We start from the raw sequence: 23,813 nt of genomic DNA on the forward strand, positions 1-23,813 counted from the left end.
CCATGGCCATGGACAAGGGCCAGATCAAGGAGTTCATCGCCCGGCGGGCCGCCCGGGAGCTCCACGACGGCGACTTCGTCAACCTCGGCATCGGGCTGCCGACGATGATCCCCGAGTTCCTCCCCCCGGACGTGCACGTGGTGCTCGAGGCCGAGGACGGCATCGTCGGGGCCGGCCCGCGGCCGGACGCCGAGCACGCGGACCCGCGGTACGTCGTGGACGCCGGCGGCCAGCCCGCCTCGTGCCCACCCGGCGGCGCCTACATCTCCTCGGTGGTGAGCTTCGGGCTCATCCGCGGCGGCCACGTCGACGCGACGGTGCTGGGTGCGCTGCAGGTGGATCAGGAGGGCAGCCTGGCCAACTGGATCATCCCCGGCAAGATGGTGCCGGGCATGGGCGGGGCGATGGACCTCGTGGTGGGCGCCAAGCGGGTGATCATCGCGATGGAGCACACCCAGAAGGGCGAGCCGAAGATCCTCAAGAAGTGCACGCTGCCGCTGACCGCGCTGCGCTGCGTCGACCTCATCATCACGGAGATGGGGGTCATGGAGGTCCGCCCGGAGGGGCTGGTGCTCACCGAGATCAACCCCGAGTTCACCGTGGACCAGGTGCGGGCCGCCACCGAGGCCGACCTCATCGTGCCGGAGAACGTCGCGCCGATGGCGTGACCCTCAGAGGTTGTGACCCTCAGCGCAGTCCGGCCCGTCGGTCGGCCGCGATCTCGATGAGTTCGGCGATGAGGTCGGGGTAGGTGAACCCGCTCGCCAGCCACACTTGGGGATACATCGAGCTGGGCGTGAACCCCGGCATCGTGTTGACCTCGTTGATGATGACCTCGCCCTGCGTGGTGTAGAAGAAGTCCACTCGAGCAAGGCCCTCGCAGCCGGCCGCGGCGAAGGCGACGAGGGCCTGCCGCCGTACCTCGTCCGCCACCTCGGGCGGCAGGTCCGCGGGACACGACAGCCGTACGTCGTCCGCCGCCAGATACTTGGCCTCGAAGTCGTAGAAGTCGTGCCCGCCGACGACGACGATCTCCCCGATCTCGCTGGCCCGATCGGGTTGCCCGCGGCGGCCCTCCAGGACCCCGCACTCGACCTCCCGGCCGTGGATGCCCTCCTCGATCATGACCTTGGGGTCGTGCTCGCGGGCCGCCTCCACCGCGGCCCGCAGGTCCTCCGGCCGGGTCACCTTGGTCACGCCCATGCTGGATCCGGCGCGGCAGGGCTTGACGAACAGCGGATACCGCAGGGCCTCGCAGCGCGCCAACGCGGTCTCGGCGTCGCGGAGCCAGTCCTTGTCGGTGATCACGGCGTACGGCCCGACGGTCAACCCGGCTCCGGCGAAGACGAGCTTCATGAACTGCTTGTCCATCATGGCGGCGCTGGCGAGCACGCCGGACCCGACGTACTTCACCTCGGCGAGGTCCAACATCCCCTGGATCGTGCCGTCCTCCCCGAACGGGCCGTGCAGCAGCGGGAAGACGACGTCGACGTCCGCCAGGGTCCGCGGCGGCTGGCCGGGTTCCAGCACGGTCAGCCCCGCGTCGTGCCGGGACATGGGGATCGTCACCTGCTGCTCACTCGGCGGCACCTCGGGCAGGCGGCCCTCCGCGAAGGTGAGTTCGCGCAGGTCGCCGTGCTCCAGCACCCACCGGCCGTCGCGGGTGATGCCGATGGGGACGACGTCGTACCGGTCCTTGTCGATGGCCGCCAGCACGCTCGCGGCGGTCACGCAGGAGACGGAGTGTTCGGAGGAGCGTCCCCCGAAGACGAGGGCGACGCGGGTCTTGGCGGGCTGCTCGGTGCTCATCGCGGCCGACTCTACGCGTCCGGCCGCCTCGCTCGCCGGTGCCGGCTCAGGTCTTCTCGGACTTCAGTTCGCGGGCCATGAGCGCCCCGGCGATGAGTGCCGGGTGGTGCCCGTCGGCCACGACGGCGACGACCGATTCCACCAGCGGCATGTCCACCCCGTGCCGCTGCGCCAGCGTGAGGATCGACTCACTGGAGCGCACTCCCTCCGCGGTCTGCTGGGTCGCGCCGACGATCTCCTCGATCGACTGGCCCCGGCCCAACTTGTTGCCGAAGTCGTGATTGCGCGACAGCGACGAGGAGCACGTGGCGATCAGGTCGCCCACCCCCGAGAGCCCCTGGAAGGTCTCCGCCCGAGCCCCCATGGCCAGGCCCAGCCGCACCGTCTCGGCGAGGCCGCGGGTGATGAGTGAGGCGCGGGTGTTGTCCGACAGACCCATCCCCTCGGCCATGCCCACGCACACCGCGACGACGTTCTTCGTCGCGCCGCCGAGTTCCGCTCCAATGACGTCGGTTTCGGGGTGCGCGCGGAAATACGGGGTCTGGATGCGGGCCGCGACCGCCTCGGCGGTGCCGCGGTCCACGCTGGCCACGACCGCGCCGGCGGGCCGCCGAGCCGCGATCTCCGGCGAGAGGTTGGGGCCGGTCACGACCGCGATCCGCTCCGGCGGCACGCCGGCGACCTGCTCGATGACCTGGCTCATCCGCAACAGGGTGCCCAGCTCGATGCCCTTGGCCAGGGACACGACGATCGCGTCGTCGGGGATGTGGTCCTCCCAGCGCATGAGCGTCTCCCGCATCACCTGGCTGGGGATGGCGAGGACGACCAGGTCGGCGCCGATCAGCGCCTCGGCCGGGTCCGCGGTGGCTCGTACGGCGTCCGGAAGGCGCACCTCGGGGACGTAGTCGGGGTTGACGTGGGTCTGCGCGATCGTCGCCACGAGTTCCGGCCGGCGCCCCCACAGCCGCACCTGCGCGCCGGCGTCCGCGAGGATCATCGCGAACGTGGTACCCCAGCTGCCGGTCCCCATCACCGCCACGTGACTCACGAGCGCTCGTCCTCGCTCGCGTCGGTGCCCTCCGGCGTCGCACCCGCAGCGCCGGCGGGGACGGCGGGGACGGCGGGGACGGCGCCCAAGGCCTCCCCCAGCTCCAACGCGTCGGGGTGGTCCGGTTCGGGCGCGGCGACCCGGCCCCGCGGCAGGCGCTGCGCCGTGTGCAGGTCCCAGCGCCCCTCCGGAGCGGTCTCGCCGCGCACGGTCTCCAGCTCGGCCGTGATCGCGTCGAGGATGCGACTGGTGGCCTCACGGAGCACGCCCATGTCGATGGGGCGGCCGCGCAGGTCGTCCAGCGGGACCGGCGCCCCGGCCCGCATGTGCGTGGTCACCCGCAGCAGTCCGGCGGCCCGGTCCCGGTGCCGGACGTTCTGCGCTCCCCATTGGGCCAACGGGATCACCGGGCGCCCGGTCTCCAGGGCGATCCGGGCCGCGCCGGTCTTGCCGGTCATGGGCCACTTGTCGGGGTCTCGGGTGATCGTGCTCTCCGGCATGACGACCACGCAGTTGCCGGCGCGGACCATCGCCACCGCGGTGCTGTAGGCCTCGGCGGCCTCGGTGGTGTCCCGGTGCACGGGGATCTGCTGCGCGTACTTCAACGCCGTCCCGATGACCGGGATCCGGAAGAGCGATTCCTTGGCGAGGAAGTACGGCGGGTGCCCGTTGTCGTAGAGGAATCGGGCCACGGCCATCGGGTCGGCGTGGGAGATGTGGTTCGCGCACACGATGAACCCGCCGTCGTCCGGGAGGTGCTCGGCGCCCTGCCACTCGTCCTTGGTGAAGAGGTGGATCGTGTTTCGGGTGACGAACATGGCCACGTGGTATCCCATGGTCAGCCTGCCGCCGTGTTGACTTCCGGCCACCTCGCGACTCCTTCAGCACCCCGCGGCGGGTCAGCTCCACCGCGCCTGGTCGGACTCCCCGCCGACGAGCCGGTAGGGCACAGGTGCCAGAATCCCACGTCGTGGGGCACAGGGGGGCGGTCGGCGCTGACCGGGGCATCGGCTCGACGGACGGTCGTACGTCGAGCGCGGTTCACGTGCTGATTCCGACGCGCGGGGCGCTGGGCAAGTCGCGGCTGACCGCGCCGCCGGGCGTCGGGCACGACGGGCTCGCTAGGGCCTTGGCGCAGGACACGATCTCGGCGGCCCTGGGCTGCCCCTCGGTGCCCCACGTCGTGGTGGTGACGGGCGACGAACCCCTGGCCGGCTGGGCGGCGCCGACCTGCCAGGTGCTTCCCGATCCCGGCCGCGGCCTGCTGGCGGCCATCGCCGCTGGGCTCGAGACGCTGGAGCCGGACGCCCTCGCCGCCGTGCTCCTCGGCGACCTGCCGGCGCTGACGGCGGAGGATCTCTCGGTAGCGTTGACCGCCGCCGCGGCGGGGCCGCTCCCGGCGTACGTCCCCGACGCCGACGGCCGCGGAACCGTCCTGTTGATCGGCGAGACGAGCACGCTGCGACCGGCGTTCGGCGTCAAGTCGGCGGCGCGGCACGCCCGGTACGCCGTACGGCTCGATCTCCACCTGCCCCGGCTGCGGCGCGACGTCGATGACGCAGGGGACCTTGCGGACGCCGTGGCGCTGGGCGTCGGGACGCACACCTGGGCGGCGCTGTACGGCCGGCTCGGCCAGCTCGGCCCGGACTGACGTGGCCAACAAAGCACCGGCGCGCGCCGCCCGAAAGGGACGACACGCGCCGGTGGAGTCGATCGTTCGCCGCGGCGTAGGGCCCGGGCGACGTGATCGAAGTCAGGCGGTCTTCTTGCTCTTCTTCTTGCCGGCCGCGATGGTGGCCCGCGCCGCGGCCTTGACCTGGGCGGCGGTGCCAGCGGCGGCACGCGCGGCGGCCGGGCCGGCCTTGGGCAGGGTCTTCGGCTCTGCGACGTACATCTTGAATGCGGTTCCGGGGCGGAACTTCGGCACGGCCGTGGACTCGATGCGGACCGACTGGCCCGTGCGCGGGTTGCGACCGGTGCGGGCCGCGCGGTCCGCGCGCTCAAAGGTGCCGAAGCCCGTGATCCCGACCTTGCCGCCGTGGGCGACCTCGCGGATGATCACATCGAAGATGGCTTCGATCGCATCCTGAGCCTGCTTCTTCCCCCCGAGTCGACCCTCAAGAGCGTCGACCAAATCAGCCTTGTTCACGTGCTGCCTCTCCCTCCAGAGATGATGTTCGACCGGCGTACCGGCCGCGCTCGTGTGGCGAGAGCACCGCGCCCCCCCACGTCCGTGTGTGCGTCTCCGGTCGGGCAATGAGGGACCCTGCCCGGTGACGGTCCTGTGTGCGGTTCTCCGCGCGAGCGCTCCGGCCCCGGGATCTCCGGCGCCACAATGCTCACTGGTGGACTGCTTGTCCGATGTGGTTATCGCAACCTCCCGTTCTGCGGGATGGTCGACCCCCCTATCGGCGCAGGTGTTGTGAACCACAGGGGAATCCGGCGATCTCGGACAGGATCCGACCCGCCCTGAGATGCATCGCCGCCCGGGGTCGGCGGCATCGTCGCAGCTCACGGCGGGAAAGGGCAGCAGGTCGAACGATCGACGGCGGCCTGGCCTGAACGACGTTGAGGCGCCCCGGATCTCGATCCGGGGCGCCTCAAGTCAGCGGGTTGAGGGGGCTATGCCGAGCGGGTCAGCGGCAGGTAGCCGGGCCGGGCCGCCTCGTAGTCGGCGATGGCGGCCTCGTGCCGCAGGGTGAGCGCGATGTCGTCCAGGCCCTCGAGGAGCCGCCAGCGCACGTAGTCATCGACGTCGAAGGGCACCACGGTGCCGCGGCACTCGATGGTCTTCGCGGTGAGGTCCACCGTCGCGGCGGCGCCGGGGTCCTCCTCGAGCAGCTTCAGGAGCAGCTCGCCGTCGCCCTCGCTGACCTGGGCGGTCAGCAGCCCGGCCTTGCCGGAGTTCCCGCGGAAGATGTCCGCGAACCGGGGGCTGATGACGACCCGGAAGCCGTAGTCCATGAGCGCCCAGACCGCGTGCTCGCGCGAGCTGCCGGTGCCGAAGTCGACGCCGGCGACGAGGACGGACGCCCCGGCGTAGGCGGGGGCGTTGAGGATGAAGTCCGGGTCGGCGCGCCAGGCGGCGAAGAGTCCGTCCTCGAATCCCGTTCGGGTCACCCGCTTGAGGTAGCTCGCCGGGATGATCTGGTCGGTGTCGACGTTGCTGCGCCGCAGCGGTACGGCGACTCCGGTGTGGGTCTGGAACTTGTCCACGTGCGGCTCCTCGGTCGGTCCAGCCAGTCGGTAGGGGCAACGGGCGCCGGGACGGCGCGCCGCGTCAGAGCGGCAGCAGATCCGCGGGGGCGCTGAGCCGCCCCGTGATCGCGGTGGCCGCGGCGACCTGGGGGCTGACGAGGTGGGTCCGCCCGCCCTTGCCCTGGCGCCCCTCGAAGTTGCGGTTGGACGTCGAGGCGGACCGCTCCCCCGGGGCCAGCTGATCCGGGTTCATGCCCAGGCACATGGAGCAGCCCGGCAGCCGCCACTCGGCCCCGGCCGCGGTGAACACCTCGTGCAGGCCCTCGCCCTCGGCCTGCACCTTGACCTGCGCGGACCCAGGGACCACCAACATCCGGACCCCCTCGGCCACGCGGCGCCCGCGAAGAATGTCGGCGACCGCCCGGAGGTCCTCGATGCGGCCGTTGGTGCACGAGCCGACGAAGACCGTGTCGACGGCGACCTCGCGCAGCGGGGTGCCGGCGGTCAGCCCCATGTACTCGAGCGCCTTGTGGGCCGCGAGCTTGGCCTGCTCGTCGGCGATCTGCTCGGGGTCCGGCACGGATTCGCCCAGGGGGGCGCCCTGTCCGGGGTTCGTTCCCCACGTGACGAACGGCGTCAAGGTGGCGGCGTCGATGTGGACGTCCTTGTCGTACGTCGCGTCGGGGTCGCTCGGCAGGTCCCGCCAGGCCTCGACTGCAGCGTCCCAGTCGGCACCCTGCGGCGCGTGCGGCCGGCCCTTGAGGTAGTCGAAGGTCGTCTCGTCCGGCGCCACCATCCCGGCCCGGGCCCCGGCCTCGATGCTCATGTTGCACATGGTCATCCGGGCCTCCATGGACATCGCCGCCACGGCGCTGCCCCGGAACTCGATCACATAGCCCTGCCCGCCGCCGGTGCCGATCTGGGCGATGACCGCGAGGATGACGTCCTTGCTGGTGACGCCCTCGGGCAGCGCGCCGTCGATATGCACCGCCATCGTCTTGAAGGGCGCCAGCGGGAGGGTCTGGGTCGCCATGACGTGCTCGACCTCGCTGGTGCCGATGCCGAAGGCCAGCGCGCCGAAGGCGCCGTGCGTCGAGGTGTGGCTGTCACCGCAGACGATTGTCATCCCCGGCTGGGTGAGGCCCTGTTCCGGGCTGATGATGTGGACGATGCCCTGCTTGGCGTCCCCCATCGGGTAGATCGGGACGCCGAACTCGGCGCAGTTGGCGCGTAGGGTCTCCACCTGGGTGCGGCTCGTGGGGTCCTCGATCGGGCCCGGCAGGGTGGGCACGTTGTGGTCCTCGGTGGCCAGGGTGAGGTCGGGCCGACGCAGCGGTCGGCCGGCGAGACGCAACCCCTCGAAGGCCTGCGGGCTGGTCACTTCGTGCAGCAGGTGCAGGTCGATGTAGAGGAGGTCGGGCTCGCCTTCGGCAGACCGGACCACGTGCCGGGCCCACACCTTCTCGGCCAGAGTCGCACCCATGCCCATCCCCTATCTTGAGATGCCCGTCTCGCGCTACGTGCGGCGCAGGCGACTGCCTCGACTGTGCCGTCCATGGTTCTCGCGTTCAAGATGTGGCGGGCTTGCGTCTCAGTGCGTGGGACGTGCACACTGAGGTTATGGAAAGCTCCAGTGGCGTCGGCGTCCTCGACAAGGCTGCGACCGTTCTGGGCGCGCTGGAGGCCGGCCCCTCCACGCTGGCGCAGCTCGTCGCCAGCACCGGCCTGGCCCGGCCCACGGCCCACCGGCTCGCGGTCGCCCTGGAACACCACCGCCTGGTCTCGCGCGACATGCAGGGCCGGTTCATCCTCGGGCCGCGCCTGGCCGAACTCGCCTCCGCCGCCGGCGAGGACCGCCTCCTCGCGGCCGCCGGGGCCGTCCTGGGCGCGCTGCGCGACCACACCCACGAGTCCGCGCAGCTGTTCCGCCGGCAGGGCGACCTGCGCATTTGTGTGGCCGCCGCGGAACGACCCATGGGCCTGCGCGACTCCATCCCGGTGGGCGCGACGCTGTCCATGCTCGCCGGATCGGCCGCGCAGGTGCTGCTCGCCTGGGAGGAACCGGATCGGCTGCACCGCGGCCTGCAGGGCGCCGAGTTCACGGCCACGACGCTGTCGGGCGTACGGCGGCGCGGCTGGTCCCAGAGCGTCGGCGAGCGGGAGCCCGGCGTGGCCTCGGTGTCCGCGCCGGTCCGCAACCCGGCCGGGCGGGTCATCGCCGCGGTGTCGATCTCGGGGCCGATCGAGCGGATCTCCCGGCAGCCGGGCCGGCTGCACGCCGCGACGGTCGTGGCCGGCGCCAACAAGCTGACCGAGGTGCTCGCCCGCGCGCACGCCCAGCAGCAGGCCGCCCAGGAGGCCGCCACCCAGAAGGCCTGACCTCCGGTTGGCGGCCCACGCGAACGGGCCGGCCCAGCAACGACAGAAGGCGGCTCCCCCGAGGGGGAGCCGCTTTCTTCGTTGTAGCCCCGACCGGATTCGAACCGGCGCTACCGCCTTGAGAGGGCGGCGTGCTAGGCCACTACACAACGGGGCCGTGCTGCCGCGGCAGCGGGAGAAACCATACCGCGCGGGTTCGGTTTCGCCCAATCGGCACGGGTCGCAGTGACGTGCGACGCCGGGCCTCGCCCGGGCTGTTCGGCGTGCGCCGAGCAGCTGAACGATGGCTGGGGTACCAGGACTCGAACCTAGACTAACTGAACCAGAATCAGTCGTGCTGCCAATTACACCATACCCCAAGGGGTATCCCCCCTGGCTGCCGGTGAACCGGCCGCCGGAGCGATCCGAAAGAGAACTCTAGCGGGGGGCCAGCATCGATCCCAAATCGCCAATCGCCGTGCGGCGATCGGACGACCCCGCCAGGGCGCCGCCTCCCTGTCGACCATCGAAGGCCGGACCTGAGCGCGGCGCCACCCCGCCGCACCGGGGCCCACCAGGGCCGCCGTCGCTGAGGCAGTATCGTGGGGTGCCATGAGCGCGCCCGAGTCCCCCACGCCGGCCAGCGACTTCGTCCGGGACATGATCCGGGCGGACAACGCCGCGGGGACCTTCGCCGGCCGGGTGCAGACGCGGTTTCCGCCCGAGCCCAACGGCTATCTGCACATCGGGCACGCCAAGGCCATCTGCGTGGACTTCGGCATCGCGGCCGAGTTCGACGGCGTCTGCCGGCTTCGTCTCGACGACACCAACCCCGACACGGAGGAGAAGGAGTACGTCGAGTCGATCGTCGAGGACATCAGCTGGCTGGGCTACGACCCGCCGCGGCCGGTCCTGCACGCCTCCGACTACTTCGGCCAGCTGTACGACTGGGCGGAGCTGCTGATCCGGGACGGCAAGGCCTACGTCGACGAACAGGACGGCGAGACGATCTCGGCGCAACGCGGCGGGTTCGGCAAGCCGGGCATCGAATCCCCTTACCGAGACCACCCCGTCGAGGACAACCTCGCCGAGTTCCGCAAGATGCGCGACGGCGCCTACCCCGACGGATCACGCGTGCTGCGCGCCAAGATCGACATGCAGCACGAGAACATGCAGCTGCGCGATCCCGTCATGTATCGCATCCGCCGGGGCCACCACTACCGCACGGGCGCGGTGTGGTGCATCTACCCGACGTACGACTGGGCGCACGGCCAGTCCGACGCGATCGAGGGCGTGACGCACTCCCTGTGCACGCTGGAGTTCGACAGCCACCGCCCGCTCTACGACTGGTATCTGGAGCAGCTGCCGCTGCCCGGCGACCGACCGCGGCAGACGGAGTTCGCCCGGCTCGAACTGACGCACGTCGTCACCAGCAAGCGCCGGTTGAAGCGGCTGGTCGACGAGGGCCACGTCGACGGCTGGGACGACCCGCGGATGCCGACGATCTCCGGTCTGCGGCGACGCGGCTACCCGCCCAAGGCGATTCGCGATTTCTGCGGCTACATCGGCCTGACCCGCACCAACTCGCGCCACGACATCGAGCTGCTGGAATCCTTCGTGCGACGGGAGCTGAATGCGACCTCGCAGCGCCGCATGGTGGTCCTGCGACCGCTCAAGCTCGTGCTGACGAACTGGCCGACGGACTCGGCCGGTGCGCCGGTCGTCGAGCACATGAGCGTCGTCAACAACCCGGAGAACGAGGCCGACGGCACCCGCGAGGTCCCCTTCACCGGTGAGCTGTGGATCGAGCAGGAGGACTTCGCGGAGAACCCGCCGCCGAAGTTCTTCCGGCTCTCCCCCGGCCGGGAGGTCCGGCTGCGGGGGGCCTATTTCGTGACCTGCACGGACGTGGTCAAGGACGAGTCGGGCGCTGTGGTGGAGGTGCACGCGACGTACGACCCCGCGACCCGCGGGGGCACCGCACCCGACGGCCGCAAGGTGAAGTCGACGATGCACTGGGTCTCGGCGCCGCACGCGGTGACGGCCACGGTCGCGCTCTACGACCGGCTGTTCACCGCGCCGGTGCCGGGCGAGACGACCGGCGAAGCCCTCGACGACCTCAACCCGAATTCTCGTGAGCTGCTGTCGAACTGTTGGGGCGAGCCGGCGCTCGCCGACACCGCGCCGGGCGACGTCGTGCAGTTCGAGCGGCTCGGCTACTTCGCCGCCGACCCGCGCACCCCGATGCTGTTCCACCGCACGGTGGGCCTGAAGGACGAATGGGCGGCGATCCAGAAGCGCGAGCAGCGCGGCTGAGCGTTACCCCACGAACAGGCAGAAGGGGTGGCCGGCGGGGTCGGCGAGCACGTACAGCGGCTCCTCCGCGTCGTCGGTGCGGTCGAGCAGGAGTCGGGCGCCGAGGCGTACGGCGTGCGCGTAGTGCCGCTCCAGCGCCTCGCGGTCCGCGACCGTGAAGTCCAGGTGGAGCTGCATCGGCACCGTCGGATCGGGCCACGTGGTGGGCGTGACCTGCGCGGTCTGTTGGAATGCCAGGCACCGCGTCCCGTCGGGGTCGGTGAGGACCAGCCAGTCGGCGTCGTCCTCGCCGCCCGCGGGGACCTCATCTCCCGGCCGGTACACCAGCCCCAGGAGGTGCCGGTAGAACTCGGCGAGCGTGCGGATGTCCTCCCCGTCGATGACGGTGTGCAGGAGGTCGGGATAGTCGCGCATGCGCCCATCCTGGCCGCGACGGCGGGGGTGCGCGAGGTCAAGCCTGAGCGCGACGGCGAGCGCGACCGTTCACGACTTGCACTTTTGGTGCCATGGCACCCTTTGCGCTGGTCACGAACGGTCGTCGATCCCCAGCAGCGCGGCGACCTCGTCCAGCGTGGCCACGATCCGCACCCCCGGGTCGTCGACCGGGGTGCCCCAGCCCGCGTCGCGCGGCTCGGGCAGGCCTGGTCGCTGAAGCCAGGCGGCCCGTAGCCCGGCGCCTCGGGCGCCGAGCACGTCGGTGCCGATGGTGTCGCCGACCACCACGACGTACGGCGCATCGACGCCGAGCAGGCCGCACGCGTGCGCGAACACGCGGGGGTCCGGCTTGCCCACACCCAGCGTGTCGGTGGTGACGACGATCGGGCAGCGGTCCGCCAGCCCGACCGCCGCCAACTTGTCCGCGGTGACGACGGCCCCGGAGTTGGTGAGCAGCCCGACGGGCACCCCCGCGGCGGCGGCGCGGTCCAGCAGCGGGGCCACGTCCCCGAAGAGCGCCTGGGCCCGCGCGAACGCGGCCCGGTAGACGACCTCGAACTCGGCGAACGCCGGGGCCGACAGCTCCGGAAGACCCAGCGCGGTGGCCGCCTCGTCGGTGCGGGACCGCCGCATCTGCGCGAAGGTCGCCTCGCCGCGGGTGTAGGCGTCGAAGTAGCCGCCAGGGTCCGCGTAGTAGCGGTTGGCAAAGGCGGCCCACGTCGCCGAATCCGCCTGGGGCCAGGCGTTCTCGGCGGCGGCCCGCAGCGCCGTCCCCATCGCCCCGCGCGTGTCGACCATCGTGTCGTCGATGTCGAGCAGCAGCCCGCAGACCGGTAAGGCCCAGGGGTCCGCGGTGCCGGCAGGCTCCGCCGTACCGCTCACAGGCTTGCCCGGAGCGTACGCAACCGAGCCAGCGTGCTGTGCCGCCCGAGTACCTCCATCGACTCGAACAGCGGTGGGGAGACCCGGCGGCCGGTCACGGCGACCCGAACCGGCCCGAACGCGAACTTGGGCTTGCGCCCGAGGCCCTCGACGAGCGCCGCCCGCAGGGCAGCCTCGATGCGGTCGTGGGTCCAGCTGCCGGCCACGTCCCCAAGGTCCATACCCGCGTCATCCGGCAGCGCCTCCAGGGCCGCGATGGCCGCGTCCAGCACCGCGGCGGCGTCGTCCTTGAGCGAGGCGCGCGCGTCGTCGTCGATCGGCAGGTCGCGGTCCGCGGTGAAGAAGGGGCGTAGCTGCTCAGGGGCGTCGGCGAGCTTGACCAGGCGCGGCTGGATCAGCGCGGCCAGCGACCGCAGCCGTGCCAGCTCCCCAAGCCCCGGGTTGTCGCCGAACTGCCCGTCGGCCTGCAGGTGGGGCAGCAGCCGGGAGGCCAGCTCCGCCGGGTCCAGCTCGCGGATGTAGCAGCCGTTGAGCCAGTCGAGCTTGGCCAGGTCGAAGATCGGGCCGACGGGATTGACCTTGGCCCAGTCGAAGTCGCGGCTGAACCGGGCGAAATCGACGACCTCGACGTCCTTGCCCTCGGCGTCCTGGGCCGGCGGATAGCCCAGCAGCGCCAGGAAGTTCAGCAGCGCCTCGCGCAGGTAACCCTGCTCCCGGAACCAGGTCAGGCGGGCGGCCGGGTTCTTGCGCTTGGAGATCTTCGACTTGTCCGGGTTGCGCAGCAGCGGCATGTGCGCGAACTGCGGCGGGGTGAGGCCGAGCCAGCGGTACAGCAGCAGATGTTTGGGGGTCGAGCTGATCCACTCCTCGCCGCGGACGACGTGCGTGATGCCCATCTCGTGGTCGTCGACCACGACGGCGAGGTGGTAGGTGGGGAAGCCGTCCGCCTTGAGGATGACCTGGTCGTCGGGGCGCGGGGCGCTGACCTCGCCGCGGATCAGGTCGGGGAACGTCAGGGGCACATCGGCGGGATCGGTCGGGATTCGCATCCGCACGACCGGCGTCTCCTGGAACCCCGGCAACGCCGCGCGCTCCTCGCGCGACTTCCCGTCGCACAGCCCGTCGTAGCCGGTCACCGATGCCTTCGAGGCCTGCTGCTGGGCGCGCAGCTCGGCCAGCCGGTCGGGGCTGCACCAGCACTGGTAGGCGTGCCCGTCCGCGAGGAGCCGCTCGACGTACGGGCGGTAGGTCGCGAGGCGCTCGGACTGCCGGTACGGCGCGTACGGCCCGCCCTTGTCGGGGCCCTCGTCCCAGCTCAGGCCGAGCCAGGCGAGCGTGTCGTAGAGCTGGGCCTCCGAATCGGCACGGTACCGGGCCCGGTCGGTGTCCTCGATGCGCAGCACGAACGCACCGTGCTGCTGCCGCGCGAACGCCAGGTTGAACAACGCCATATAGGCGGTCCCGACGTGCGGGTCGCCGGTCGGCGACGGGGCGACGCGCAGCCGCGGGGCGCCCGGCCGGGGCGTGCCGTCGGTGGCGCGCGGCTCTTGCTGCGAGCCGGTCGGGACCTCCACCTGGGAGGCCTCCGGGCCGGGGATGGCCGATGGGCTGTTCGGTGCCGCCGTCGTGGGGCTCTGATCTGCGCTCATGATGGCGCCCAGCCTACCGAGCCGCCGCCGGCGCCACCCAGCCCCGCGGTGAGAACGGGCGACCGTAGGAACTGAGACCGGCGAAGGTCGACGGTCGTCGGGACTGCCGGGATCAGCGGCGGACGAAGGGATTGGACAGGGCGCCGATCCCCTCGATCTCCACCTCGACCCGCTGGCCCGCATCGACGGGGCCGACGCCCTTCGGGGTGCCGGTGAGGATCACGTCGCCCGGCAGCAGCGTGAACGCGCGGGAGATGTGGGCGATGAGCGCGGGGACGTCGTGCAGCATCAGGGCGGTGGAATCCTCCTGGACGACGCGGCCGTCGAGCCGGGTGCGAATCTCCACGTCGGCCGGGTCCAGCTCCGTCTCGATCCACGGGCCCAGCGGGCAGAACGTGTCGCAACCCTTGGCCCTGGCCCACTGCTTGTCGGCGGCCTGCAGGTCCCGCGCCGAGACGTCATTGGCGCAGGTGTAGCCCAAGACCACGTCCAGGGCCCGCTCCCGGGGGACGTCCTTGCACACTCTCCCGATGACGACCGCCAGCTCACCCTCGTAGTGCACGTCCCGAGCGAAGTCCGGCAGCACGACCGGGTCGTCCGGCCCGCAGACGGCCGTGTTGGGCATCAGGAAGAGCAGCGGCTCGCCGCGCACCTCGTTGCCGAGCTCGGCCGCGTGCTCCGCGTAGTTGCGCCCGACCCCGATCACCTTGCTGCGCGGGATGACCGGCGCCAGCAGTCGCACGTCGCCCAACTCATGGCGGACCCCGGTGGCGCTCACCGGCGGGTACAGCGGGTCGCCGCCGACCTGGGCCAGCCAGGCGGGCTCGCCATCCTCGCTCATCACCACGCCGTAGCTCGGCGCGTCGTCGACGACATAGCGGGCGATCTTCACGTGGTCCTCCCCTGTGGCGAAGCGGGCCGGCCCGACCCGCCGCCCCGGTTCGCCACGCTAGCGGACCGGCAGCGCGGCCTCGTCGTGCGCCTCCCCTGGTCCGTGCGTCGTCGGGTCGCCCTGCTGGACGGCGACCTGGCCGGCCTCCTCCAGTGGCTCCGAGGCGTCCTCGTCGTGATCTTGCGAGCCCGGGCCGGCGTGGGCCCCCCGCGCGTCCTGCACGGCCCAGTAGGTGGCCTCCGCCGTCGCCGGCATCCCGAGCGCCTGCTCGCGCCCGTCGGGGCCGAACGCCGCGCAGGCCTGCCGGATGGCCTCCCGCACGCAGATCGACAGGGTCAGCGGCGGCTCGCCGATCGCCTTGGATCCGTAGACCACCCCGGTCTCGGTGGCCCGCTGCGCCAGCTCGATGTTGAAGACGGGCGGCAGCTCCCCGATGCTCGGCAGCTTGTACGTCGAGGCCGCTTGCGTCAGCAAGCGCCCCCGGCCGGGACCGTCCGAGGTGTCCCACAGCAACTGCTCCTGCGTCATCCAGCCGACGCCCTGCACGAAGCCACCCTCGATCTGGCCCACGTCGATGAGCGGGGACAGGGAGTCGCCGACGTCCTGCAAAATGTCGGCCCGGCGCACGGTGGGCGTGCCGGTGAAGGCTTCCACCTCAACCTCGGCGCAGGCGACGCCGTAGCTGAAGTACTTGAACGGCGCCCCCTGCACCGCCGCCCCGTTCCAATGCAGCCCCTCGGTCCGGTAGAAGCCGGCGGCCCACAACTTGGTACGGGTGAGATAGGCGGTGGTGACGAGATCCTTGAACGTCAGCGAGACCTCGGGTCGGCCGAGGGGGTAGACCAGGCCCCCGCCGAATCGGATGTCGCGCGGCGGCACCGCCAACCCCTCGATGCGGCGGTTCAGCACGGTGGCCGCCACGTCGGCCAGGCGCTCCCGGATCTGGTCGCAGGCGTCCTTAACCGCCGCGCCATTCAGGTCCGCGCCTGAACTCGCCGCGGTCGCCGACGTGTTGGGCACCTTGTCGGTCCGGGTGGGGGCGAGCCGGACGATCTCGACCGGTACGCCGAGCGCCGTGGCCGCCACCTGGATCATCTTGGTGTGCAGCCCCTGGCCCATCTCGGTGCCGCCGTGGTTGATGAGGACCGAGCCGTCCTTGTAGACGTGCACCAGCGCCCCGGCCTGGTTCAGCGGGGTGAAGTTGAACGAGATCCCGAACTTCTCCGGCGTCATCGCGAGCGCCCGCTTGCGGTGCGGGTTTTCGGCGTTGAACCGGGCGATCTCCGCGGTGCGGCTCGCGAAGTCAGCGGTGTGGAGCAGGCGGTCCCAGATCTCGCCGATGCGTTCCGCGTCCTTGACGTCCTGACCGTACGGCGTGCGCTGGCCGGCGACGTAGAGATTGCGCCGCCGCAGCTCGTCGGGCGCCAGCCCCAGCCGGGGCGCGCAGCGGCCCATGATGTCCTCGACCACCAGCATGCCCTGGGGGCCGCCGAACCCCCGGAACGCCGTCTGAGAGGTTTTGTGGGTCTTGGCGATCCGCCCGTGCACCTCCACATTCGGCACGTGGTAGGCGTTATCGATGTGGCACAGGGCCCGGGCCAGGATGGCCTCGGAGAGATCGAGGCTCCAGCCACCGTCCGCGGTGAGCGTGGCCCGCAGGGCGAGCAGGTGTCCCGCGTCGTCGAACCCGGCCTCCCAATCCGCGTGGAACGGGTGCCGCTTGCCGGTCATCGTCATGTCGAGCTGCCGGTCCAGCCGCAGTGACACCGGCCGGCCCGTGAGGGTGGCCCCCAGCGCCGCGACGGCGGCCAGCCCGTGCGGCTGGAACTCCTTGCCGCCGAAGCCGCCCCCCATCCGCAGGCACTGCACGGTGATCGCATTGGAGTGCCGCCCCAGCACGTGCGCGGTGATCTCCTGGGTCTCCGTGGGGTGCTGCGTCGAGGACTGGATGAAGACCTGACCGGCCTCGTCGACCATCGCGATCGAGGCGTGCGTCTCCAGGTAGAAGTGCTCCTGCCCGCCGATCTCCAACTCTCCCGCGAAGCGGTGCGCCGCGGCAGCAAGGGCCCCCGCCGCGTCCCCGGAGCGCAGCACCGGCTGGCCGCCCTGGAAGCTCTCCGCGGCGATCGCCTCGGCGATCGTCACGAGGGCCGGCAGCGGCTCGTAGTCCACCTCGACCGAGGCGGCGCCCCGGCGGGCCAACTCCCGTGTCTCGGCGAGCACCCAGGCCACGGCCTGGGAGTGGTACATGACCTCGCTGGGGAACAGCGGCTCGTCCTGGTGCACCCCGGAGTCGTTGATCCCGGGCACATCGTCCGCAGTGAGCACCCGCACGACGCCGGGCAGTTCGAGCGCCGGCGCCACGTCCATGCGCAGCACCCGGGCGTGGGCGTGCGGGGCGCGCACCGGGTAGGCGTGCAGCGCCCCCGCGTAGCGCCCGACGAGGTCGTCGGTGAAGTATGCCTCCCCTGTGACGTGTCCGGGGGCGTCGACGTGCGCCAGCGCACGGCCCACCGCGCCGTCCGTAGGGCGGTCCACGAAGCTCGTCACGACGCCACCTCCAGGCGGTCGGCGGGGGCGCCCGGTTGGTGGCCACCCCACTCGGCGTACATCCTCGGCAGGGCCTCCCCCAGCATCGCCCGGCGATAGTCAGCGCTGGCCCGTGTGTCGGTGATCGGGGTGCCTTCGCTGCGCAGGACGTCACCCGCACGGCGTACGGTCTCCTCCGTCCACGGCTGCCCGACCAGGGCGTCCTCGGTGGCCCGGGCCCGCAGCGGGGTGGCGGCGACGCCGCCGAGACCGATCGTGGCGGCGGCCACCATCCCGTCGGAGATGTCCAGGGCGAGCGCCACCGCGACGCTGGAGATGTCATCGAAGCGACGCTTGGCGATCTTCTGGAAGGCGACGTGGGGCGCCAGCGGCAGGGGGATGCGCACGGCCTTGATCAGCTCCCCAGCGGCCAGTTGGGTGGTGCGATAGCCGGTGAAGTAGTCCGCGAGGTCCACCTCACGGTCCCCACCCCGGCCCACCAGGACGACCTTGGCCCGCAGCGCGAGGAGCGCCGGGGCGCCGTCCCCGATCGGCGAGGCCGTGCCCAGGTTGCCGCCGAACGTCGCGGCGTGCCGGATCAGGGGGCTCGCGAACTGGGGGAAGAGCTGGTCCAGGAGCGGCACCCGCCCGGCGAGGCCCCGCTCGACCTCGGCCAGCGTGAGGGCGGCGCCGATCTCGACGGCCTGCTCCCCTACGACCAGCTCACGCAGCTCGGGCAGGGCATCGATGGCGACGACGCGCCGCGGTCGGGCGCCCCGGAGGTTGCGCTCCACTCCCAGGTCCGTGCCGCCGGCCAGCGCCACGGCCCCGTCGTCCGACAGCAGCTCCAGGGCCTCGGCCAGGCTCGCGGGACGGATGAGTTCGCCGTTGTCGTCGGCCACCCGCACCGGCTGGGGCGCCGAGGCGAGGCGCTCCATTCGGGCGAACCAGGCGTCGTCGGGGGCGGGGAAGCCCACCGCGTACGCCGCATCCCGGATGGGCCGGTAGCCGGTGCAGCGGCACAGGTTCCCCGCCAGCGCGTGCAGGTCCATGCCGTTGTCGACGCCGTGCTGACCGGGGCTCCGGTCGCGCCGGTAGTACTCCCCCGCCATGCTCGCGACGAAGCCCGGGGTGCAGTAGCCGCACTGGCTGCCGCCGCCGACGGCCATGGCCTCCTGCACCGGGTGCATGGCCGCCGGCGTGCCCAGGCCCTCGACCGTCACCAGCTCGGAATCGTGCAGCGCGGCGAGCGTGACCAGGCAGGAGTTGACGCTCTCGAAGCGGGCGCCCGAGCCGTCCGGGCGAACGAGGAGCACGGCGCACGCGCCGCACTCGCCCTCGGCGCAGCCCTCCTTGGCGGCCAGGAGGCCCTGCTCGCGCAGCCAGCTCAGCAGCGTCGTGTGGGGCCCGGCGGACGTCTCATAGCGCGTGCCGTTGACCGTGATCCGCAGCTGTCCCATGGTGCCTCCCAGGCCCCGCCGTACGTCGCCGTCCAATGCCGTGCAGACCCGCAGGATACGTCCGCGGGCGGGCATGGTTAAGGGCCCCGCCGGGGTGGGCCGCCGGTTATCCATGCGAACGACGACCCCTGAAACTCTCGCAAGAGAGTATTCCCAACTCGCTGCGTAGTTCAAGGAAAACCTGCCGGGCGCGGGGGACGTGGTGGGGAGGGTTCAGGCACCCGGCGTAGCGTGGGCTGACGTGGAGGAATGGACTCGGCCGGTCTGGGCGGCGCGCGAACGCGCGCACCACGCCCGCGTCGACGCGCTCGTGGCCGGGCACCTGGCGCGGCGTGAGGCCGGGGCGCGCCATCCCGTCGAGGACTTCCTCTGGGTGTACTACGCCCATCGGCCCGGCCAGCTGCGGCGCTGGCACCCCGGCGCGGGCATCCTCCTGCGCGACGATGACGACCCGCGGGGGCGCCGCACGTGGCGGCACTACCGCGCCGTGGGCGACGGGGCCGCGGTGGACGTCGAGGCCTACCGGGCCGCCCGCGGCGACTTCGTGCGCTGGGTCGCCCACCTGATGGCCGAGACGGCCCGCCGGCCCGCGACGTACGCGTGCTTCGGCCTGCACGAATGGGCGATGGTCTACGGGCTGGGCGAGGGCGAGCGACGCCACGAGCGGCTCCCGCTGCGCCTCACCCCGGCCCAGACGGACGCCGTGGTGGCCGGGGCCCAGATCCGCTGCAGCCACTTCGACGCCTACCGGTTCTTCACTCCCGACGCCGTACCGCTCAACGAGCTGCGCCCGACCCGCGCGACCCAGGCCGAGCACGAGCAGCCGGGCTGCCTGCACGCGACGATGGACCTCTACAAGTGGGCCTTCAAGCTCACGCCCGCCGTTCCGAGCGACCTGGTCCTCGACTGCCTGGATCTCGCCCTGGCCGCGCGGCGGCTCGACATGGCCGCGAGCCCGTACGACGTACGCGGTTACGGTCTGGAGCCGGTGCCGGTGGAGACGGCGCAGGGTCGCGCCGAGTACGTCGTGCGCCAGCGCGAACTCGTCGTTCGGGGCGAGGCGCTGCGGACCCGGCTGGTGAACGCCTGCGACCGGCTGCTGGCCGGGGCGTGAACACTGCACGAACAGCGCTTTCGAGGCGGGGTGGACACCGCTTGCGTCACCTGGCCGGGTGCGAGCCTTGGGGGCATGCCGTTCGGGCGACACGTTTCCGTGGGGCGCGCCGCCCGCACCGTCGCCGCGCCCGAGCTCGGCCCACCGGCCGCCCCGGCGGAGACTCCGGACGACCCCCGCCTGCGCGGGATGCTCGGCTGGCTCGACGCCCAGCAGGGCCCCCTCAGCATCCTCGGGGTCTGTGCGACCGGCGACCGCCTGGTGGCGGCGGCGCTGGCCCATCACCGCGACGTACGGCGGCTCACGGCGGTCTTCGTCGAGGACGACGCCGAGCGTGCGGTGGCCGCGTCCGGGGCGCTGCGCTCGTTGGCCTTCCCCGGGCTCACCGTGGTGTACGGCGACCCGGGGCTGGCGGACACCTACGCCGGCCGCGTCCCCGCCGATCTCGTGCTGTTCGGCTCGGCGGTCGTGGACGGCAGCCAGGTGCGTCGCCGGGGCCTCGGCGAGGCGCTGCCGACGATGCTCACCCCCGGCGGCCACCTGGCCTGGTGGAGCGCCACCGGCACGCACCTGGCCGCCTGGCAACGCACCTTGGCGATCGCCGGGCTCGACGCCGTGGCGGGCGGCCCGGACTGGGGGTTCTGCCGACTGGTCGATCGGGCGCGAGCGTTGCCGGCGGGGCGCCTCTACCCGTCCGGGCGGCCGGCCTGAGCGGGTCGGGGGCAGGCTTCGGGGTGGCGTCCGCCACCCGACGCCCTCAGACCAGGCGAGTCAACCAGCCGCGGGTGTCTTCCGTGCGGCCGTACTGGAGGTCCAGCAGCATCGTGCGCAGCTTGTGGGTGACCTCGCCGTAGTCGTCGCCGGCGCCGGCCGGGCGGTGATCGCAGGAGCCGCCGTCCCAGCGCAGCTCCCCCACCGGGTTGATGACCGCGGCGGTCCCGCAGGCGAAGATCTCGGTGATCTCCCCCGAGGCCGCCCCGTCCTTCCACTCTTGGATGGCGATGCGGCGCTCCTCGGGCTTCAGGCCCAGCTCCGGGGCGAGCTCCAGGATCGAGCGGCGGGTCACGCCGGGCAGGATGCTGCCGTTCAGCTCCGGGGTGACCAGCCGGCCGTCCGTGTAGAGGAAGAAGAGGTTCATCCCGCCGAGCTCCTCGATGTACTCATGAGTGCCCGAGTCCAGGAAGACGGCCTGGTCGCAATCGTGCTCGATGCCCTCGAGCTGGCCGGCCAGGGAGCTGGCGTAGTTGCCGCCGCACTTGGCGGCCCCGGTGCCACCGGCCCCGGCGCGCGCGAACGAGGTGGACACCCAGAGGTTCACCGGCTTCACCCCGCGGGAGAAGTAGGCCCCGGCCGGCGAGCCGATGACGCAGTAGGTGACCTCGTTGGCGGGCCGCACGCCCAGGAAGGGCTCCGAGGCGAACATGAAGGGGCGCAGGTAGAGGCTGGTCTCCGCAGTGCCGTACGGCGGCACCCAGGCCTGATCCGTCCCCACGAGGGCTCGGATCGAGGCGACGAAGTCCTCGGTCGACAGCTCGGGCAGCGCGAGGCGCCGGCAGCTTGCCTGCATCCGCTCGGCGTTGGCCTCGGGACGGAAGGACCAGATCGAGCCGTCCTCGTGGCGGTAGGCCTTCAGGCCCTCGAAGACCTCCTGCGCGTAGTGGAAGACGGCCGCCGCGGGGCTCAGCGGCAGCGGGCCGAACGCCGCCAGGTGGTCGTCGTGCCAGCCGGTGCCCTTGGTCCAGGTGGCCAGGGCCATGTGGTCGGTGTAGTGCTTGCCGAACCCGGGGTTGGCCAGGACGGCGTCGCGGTCGGCGGCGGGCATCGGGTTCGGGTGCGGGCGGGCGGTGAAGGTCAAGGCGGTCATGGCGTCCTCACGGGTACGACGAGTGCAGCTGCGTCTCGGGATGTGGCCTCTGCGGGCAGACTACTCGCGGGCCAGGGGCCGCCTCTGCCGATTCGGCGGAGGCGGCGTCGGGAGCGACCGATCAGGAACGGATGCGCCGGGGCCGGGTCAGGCTACTCGGGCCGCGATCGCGGCGCCGATCTCGGCGGTGGAGCGCTGCTCCGGGCGACCGGCGCGCGCGGCGAGATCCTCGGCGACCGCGGCGTCGATGCAGCCGGCGGCGTCGGAGTACCCGAGGTGCGCCAGCATCATCCCCGCAGACAGGATGGCCGCGGTGGGGTCCGCCTTGCCCTGGCCGGCGATGTCGGGGGCCGAGCCGTGCACCGGCTCGAACATCGACGGGGCCGTGCGGTCGGGATTGATGTTGCCGCTGGCGGCGAGCCCGACGCCGCCCACCACGGCGCCCGCGAGGTCGGTGATGATGTCGCCGAACAGGTTGTCGGTGACGATCACGTCGAAGCGGCCCGGGTCGGCGACCATGAAGATCGTCGCGGCATCCACGTGCTGATAGGCGCGCTCCACATCCGGGTAATCGGCGGCGACCGCCTCGACGGTGCGGCGCCACAGGTGGCCCGCATGCGACAGGACGTTGTGCTTGTGCACCAGCGTGAGGTGCTTGCGCTGGCGAGCACGGGCCGTTTCGAAGGCGTAGCGGACGACGCGCTCCACGCCGTACCGGGTGTTGATGCTCGTCTCCGTCGCGATCTCTGCCGGGGTGCCCTCGCGCAGCACGCCGCCGTTGCCGGTGTAGGGGCCCTCGGTGCCCTCGCGCACCACGACGAAGTCGATCCCGCCGGGGGCGACCTGGGCGACGTCGAGCGGGCTCTTGACGCCGGGGAAGAGCTTGGCCGGTCGCAGGTTCACATAGTGGTCCAGCTGGAAGCGCAGCGCGAGCAGCAGGTTCCGCTCCAGGACGCCGCTGGGGACGCTGGGGTCGCCGACCGCGCCGAGGAGGATGGCGTCGTGGCCGCGCAGCTCGTCGACCACGCCGGCGGGCAGCGCCTCGCCGGTGGCGTGCCAGCGGCGGGCGCCGAGGTCGTAGTCCGTCGCGGCGATGCGCGGACCGTGGCCGCCCGCGGCGAGGGCGTCGAGTACAGCGCGCGCTTGGTCGACGACCTCGGGGCCAATCCCGTCACCCGGGATGCAGGCGATGTTGATGGTGGTCGCGGCGGCGTCACTCATGGCCGTATCATAGCGGCTCGTCTTGCTGGTTGGGATGATCTTCTCACATGTCGAACATCCTGGCGCGGGTCTCGCTAGCGCAGGTGGCTGGCGCCGTTGAAGTCCAGCACCGCCCCAGAGGCCCACTGAGCGCCCGGCGCGGCGAGGGCGACGATCGCCTCGGCCACCTCCTGCGGGGTGGCCACCCGGCCGAACGGGCTCTGGGCGCGGATGGCGTCGCCGCCCGGGCCGTCGAGGTGCTGGGCGGCCATGTCCGTCGCGATGAAGCCGGGGGCGATGCTCGTCACCGCGATCCCGTGGGGTGCCAGCGCCACGGCCATCGATTGGCCGAAGCTGTGCAGGCCGGCCTTGCTGGCGCCGTACGCGGGGACCTCTGGCTCGCCGCGGTAGGCCCCGCGTGATCCGACGTTGACGATCCGGCCGGCGACCCCGCGCTCGATCATGTGCCGGGCGACGAGGTGGGTCAGATAGGCGGGCCCGATCAGGTTGGTCCGCAGCGTGCTCTCCCACGCGGACAGCCAGGTCTCGTCGTCGCACTCCGCCACACGGTGGTCGCCGCGCCGGCTGCCGGGCTGGTCGACGAGGAACTGGGCGGCGTTGTTGACGAGCACGTCGATCGTGCCGAGCGCCGCGATGGACTCCTCGGATAGCCCGCGGATGTCGGTCGGCACCGAGAGGTCGGCGGCAATCAACGCGTGGCCGGTCCCCGGGAGGGCGGCCAGCACCTGCTCGGCGCGGTCCCGGGCACGGGCGTAGTGCACGACCACCCGGTCGCCACGGGCGGCGAAGGCGGCGGCGACCGCCGCGCCGACGCCACGGGACGCGCCCGTGACGACCACCCCCCGGCTCAGCTGTGACCCTGATCGCGCAGGTCCATCGACTCCTGCATGGCCCGCAGGCTGTCGCGGAGGTCGTCGCTGGGCACCACCTCGTGGTGGTGGATTCGCTTGGCCGAAGCGTCCGGGAGGCGGACCTCGGCGCCGGTCGGGCTGCCGGTGAGTCGCTGCGCCGCGATGGGCTCGGTGAGGGTGGTCATCT

Annotated in this window: 22 protein-coding genes and 2 tRNA genes; 6 read left to right on the forward strand and 18 right to left on the reverse strand. The window is 72.2% G+C overall.

The features are described from left to right. Window positions 1-8: 8 nt before the first annotated feature. The gene (locus IPK37_01140; GenBank protein QQS02592.1) at window positions 9-668 is read left to right on the forward strand and encodes a 3-oxoacid CoA-transferase subunit B; all 660 of its coding nucleotides are present in this window, start codon (window positions 9-11) and stop codon (window positions 666-668) included. 19 nt (window positions 669-687) lie between these two features. On the opposite strand, the gene IPK37_01145 is transcribed toward IPK37_01140, so the two are convergent. From IPK37_01145 to IPK37_01155, 3 genes are read right to left on the reverse strand one after another with little or no spacing between them, the layout of a single operon-like run. Beyond that, a complete protein-coding gene (locus tag IPK37_01145) occupies window positions 688-1,809 on the reverse strand; it encodes a D-alanine--D-alanine ligase (protein QQS01127.1) in 1,122 nt (373 codons plus the stop codon). Between the two features lie 46 nt (window positions 1,810-1,855). Continuing rightward, the gene (locus tag IPK37_01150) at window positions 1,856-2,839 is read right to left on the reverse strand and encodes an NAD(P)-dependent glycerol-3-phosphate dehydrogenase (protein QQS02593.1); all 984 of its coding nucleotides are present in this window, start codon (window positions 2,837-2,839) and stop codon (window positions 1,856-1,858) included. 14 nt (window positions 2,840-2,853) lie between these two features. Then, a complete protein-coding gene (locus tag IPK37_01155) occupies window positions 2,854-3,693 on the reverse strand; it encodes a 1-acyl-sn-glycerol-3-phosphate acyltransferase (GenBank protein ID QQS02594.1) in 840 nt (279 codons plus the stop codon). Between the two features lie 209 nt (window positions 3,694-3,902). Here IPK37_01155 and cofC point away from each other — a divergent pair, with 209 nt between their 5' ends. Beyond that, window positions 3,903-4,508 carry a 2-phospho-L-lactate guanylyltransferase gene (gene cofC, locus IPK37_01160; protein QQS02595.1) on the forward strand — a complete coding sequence of 202 codons (606 nt, stop codon included), beginning with the start codon at window positions 3,903-3,905 and terminating at the stop codon, window positions 4,506-4,508. A 102-nt stretch (window positions 4,509-4,610) separates the two neighbouring features. On the opposite strand, the gene IPK37_01165 is transcribed toward cofC, so the two are convergent. The 3 genes from IPK37_01165 to leuC form a co-directional block, all read right to left on the reverse strand. Further along, a complete protein-coding gene (locus tag IPK37_01165; protein QQS01128.1) occupies window positions 4,611-5,006 on the reverse strand; it encodes an HU family DNA-binding protein in 396 nt (131 codons plus the stop codon). A gap of 473 nt (window positions 5,007-5,479) precedes the next feature. Further along, a complete protein-coding gene (gene leuD, locus IPK37_01170) occupies window positions 5,480-6,073 on the reverse strand; it encodes a 3-isopropylmalate dehydratase small subunit (protein QQS01129.1) in 594 nt (197 codons plus the stop codon). A 64-nt stretch (window positions 6,074-6,137) separates the two neighbouring features. Next, window positions 6,138-7,538 (reverse strand): 3-isopropylmalate dehydratase large subunit, encoded by a 1,401-nt coding sequence (gene leuC, locus IPK37_01175; protein ID QQS01130.1) that lies wholly within the window; start codon window positions 7,536-7,538, stop codon window positions 6,138-6,140. Between the two features lie 137 nt (window positions 7,539-7,675). Here leuC and IPK37_01180 point away from each other — a divergent pair, with 137 nt between their 5' ends. Continuing rightward, window positions 7,676-8,434: an IclR family transcriptional regulator gene (locus IPK37_01180; protein ID QQS01131.1), complete on the forward strand. Its 759-nt coding sequence runs from the start codon at window positions 7,676-7,678 to the stop codon at window positions 8,432-8,434. Window positions 8,435-8,518: 84 nt separating this feature from the next. Here the strand turns inward: IPK37_01180 and IPK37_01185 are convergent. After that, a tRNA-Glu gene (locus IPK37_01185) sits at window positions 8,519-8,591 on the reverse strand. Window positions 8,592-8,718: 127 nt separating this feature from the next. Continuing rightward, window positions 8,719-8,793 (reverse strand) — tRNA-Gln (locus IPK37_01190). 232 nt (window positions 8,794-9,025) lie between these two features. On the opposite strand from IPK37_01190, the gene IPK37_01195 reads away from it, so the two are divergent. Beyond that, the gene (locus tag IPK37_01195; GenBank protein ID QQS01132.1) at window positions 9,026-10,729 is read left to right on the forward strand and encodes a glutamine--tRNA ligase/YqeY domain fusion protein; all 1,704 of its coding nucleotides are present in this window, start codon (window positions 9,026-9,028) and stop codon (window positions 10,727-10,729) included. Between the two features lie 3 nt (window positions 10,730-10,732). Here IPK37_01195 and IPK37_01200 read toward each other — a convergent pair whose 3' ends face one another. From IPK37_01200 to IPK37_01225, 6 genes are all read right to left on the reverse strand, one after another. Continuing rightward, window positions 10,733-11,143, reverse strand: coding sequence for a VOC family protein (locus IPK37_01200; protein QQS01133.1), 411 nt, complete (start codon window positions 11,141-11,143; stop codon window positions 10,733-10,735). A gap of 111 nt (window positions 11,144-11,254) precedes the next feature. Then, window positions 11,255-11,962, reverse strand: coding sequence for an HAD family hydrolase (locus tag IPK37_01205; protein ID QQS02596.1), 708 nt, complete (start codon window positions 11,960-11,962; stop codon window positions 11,255-11,257). A gap of 80 nt (window positions 11,963-12,042) precedes the next feature. Then, a complete protein-coding gene (locus tag IPK37_01210; GenBank protein QQS01134.1) occupies window positions 12,043-13,695 on the reverse strand; it encodes a glutamate--tRNA ligase in 1,653 nt (550 codons plus the stop codon). Between the two features lie 112 nt (window positions 13,696-13,807). Then, entirely contained in the window at window positions 13,808-14,587 is a 780-nt protein-coding gene (locus IPK37_01215) for a fumarylacetoacetate hydrolase family protein (protein QQS01135.1), read from the reverse strand. Between the two features lie 57 nt (window positions 14,588-14,644). Next, window positions 14,645-17,137: a xanthine dehydrogenase molybdopterin binding subunit gene (xdhB, locus tag IPK37_01220; protein ID QQS01136.1), complete on the reverse strand. Its 2,493-nt coding sequence runs from the start codon at window positions 17,135-17,137 to the stop codon at window positions 14,645-14,647. Continuing rightward, entirely contained in the window at window positions 17,134-18,576 is a 1,443-nt protein-coding gene (locus tag IPK37_01225; GenBank protein ID QQS01137.1) for an FAD binding domain-containing protein, read from the reverse strand. The genes xdhB and IPK37_01225 overlap by 4 nt, the downstream gene beginning before the upstream one ends. A gap of 241 nt (window positions 18,577-18,817) precedes the next feature. On the opposite strand from IPK37_01225, the gene IPK37_01230 reads away from it, so the two are divergent. Further along, window positions 18,818-19,690, forward strand: a complete 873-nt coding sequence (locus tag IPK37_01230) for a 3-methyladenine DNA glycosylase (protein ID QQS01138.1) — start codon at window positions 18,818-18,820, stop codon at window positions 19,688-19,690. A 75-nt stretch (window positions 19,691-19,765) separates the two neighbouring features. Next, complete coding sequence (locus IPK37_01235) at window positions 19,766-20,401, forward strand: hypothetical protein (GenBank protein QQS01139.1); 636 nt, start codon at window positions 19,766-19,768, stop codon at window positions 20,399-20,401. A 46-nt stretch (window positions 20,402-20,447) separates the two neighbouring features. Here IPK37_01235 and IPK37_01240 read toward each other — a convergent pair whose 3' ends face one another. The 4 genes from IPK37_01240 to IPK37_01255 all read right to left on the reverse strand — a co-directional run bounded on the left by IPK37_01240 (window position 20,448) and on the right by IPK37_01255 (window position 23,811). Beyond that, window positions 20,448-21,554 carry a branched-chain amino acid aminotransferase gene (locus IPK37_01240; GenBank protein ID QQS01140.1) on the reverse strand — a complete coding sequence of 369 codons (1,107 nt, stop codon included), beginning with the start codon at window positions 21,552-21,554 and terminating at the stop codon, window positions 20,448-20,450. A gap of 147 nt (window positions 21,555-21,701) precedes the next feature. Next, the gene (locus IPK37_01245; GenBank protein ID QQS01141.1) at window positions 21,702-22,775 is read right to left on the reverse strand and encodes a 3-isopropylmalate dehydrogenase; all 1,074 of its coding nucleotides are present in this window, start codon (window positions 22,773-22,775) and stop codon (window positions 21,702-21,704) included. A gap of 74 nt (window positions 22,776-22,849) precedes the next feature. After that, the gene (locus IPK37_01250; protein ID QQS02597.1) at window positions 22,850-23,626 is read right to left on the reverse strand and encodes an SDR family oxidoreductase; all 777 of its coding nucleotides are present in this window, start codon (window positions 23,624-23,626) and stop codon (window positions 22,850-22,852) included. After that, the gene (locus tag IPK37_01255) at window positions 23,623-23,811 is read right to left on the reverse strand and encodes a hypothetical protein (protein ID QQS01142.1); all 189 of its coding nucleotides are present in this window, start codon (window positions 23,809-23,811) and stop codon (window positions 23,623-23,625) included. Before IPK37_01255 ends, IPK37_01250 begins: the two co-directional genes overlap by 4 nt. Between the last annotated feature and the right edge of the window lie 2 nt (window positions 23,812-23,813).

The organism is Austwickia sp., from assembly GCA_016699675.1.
In the GTDB taxonomy this organism is placed as follows: Bacteria; Actinomycetota; Actinomycetes; order Actinomycetales; family Dermatophilaceae; genus Austwickia.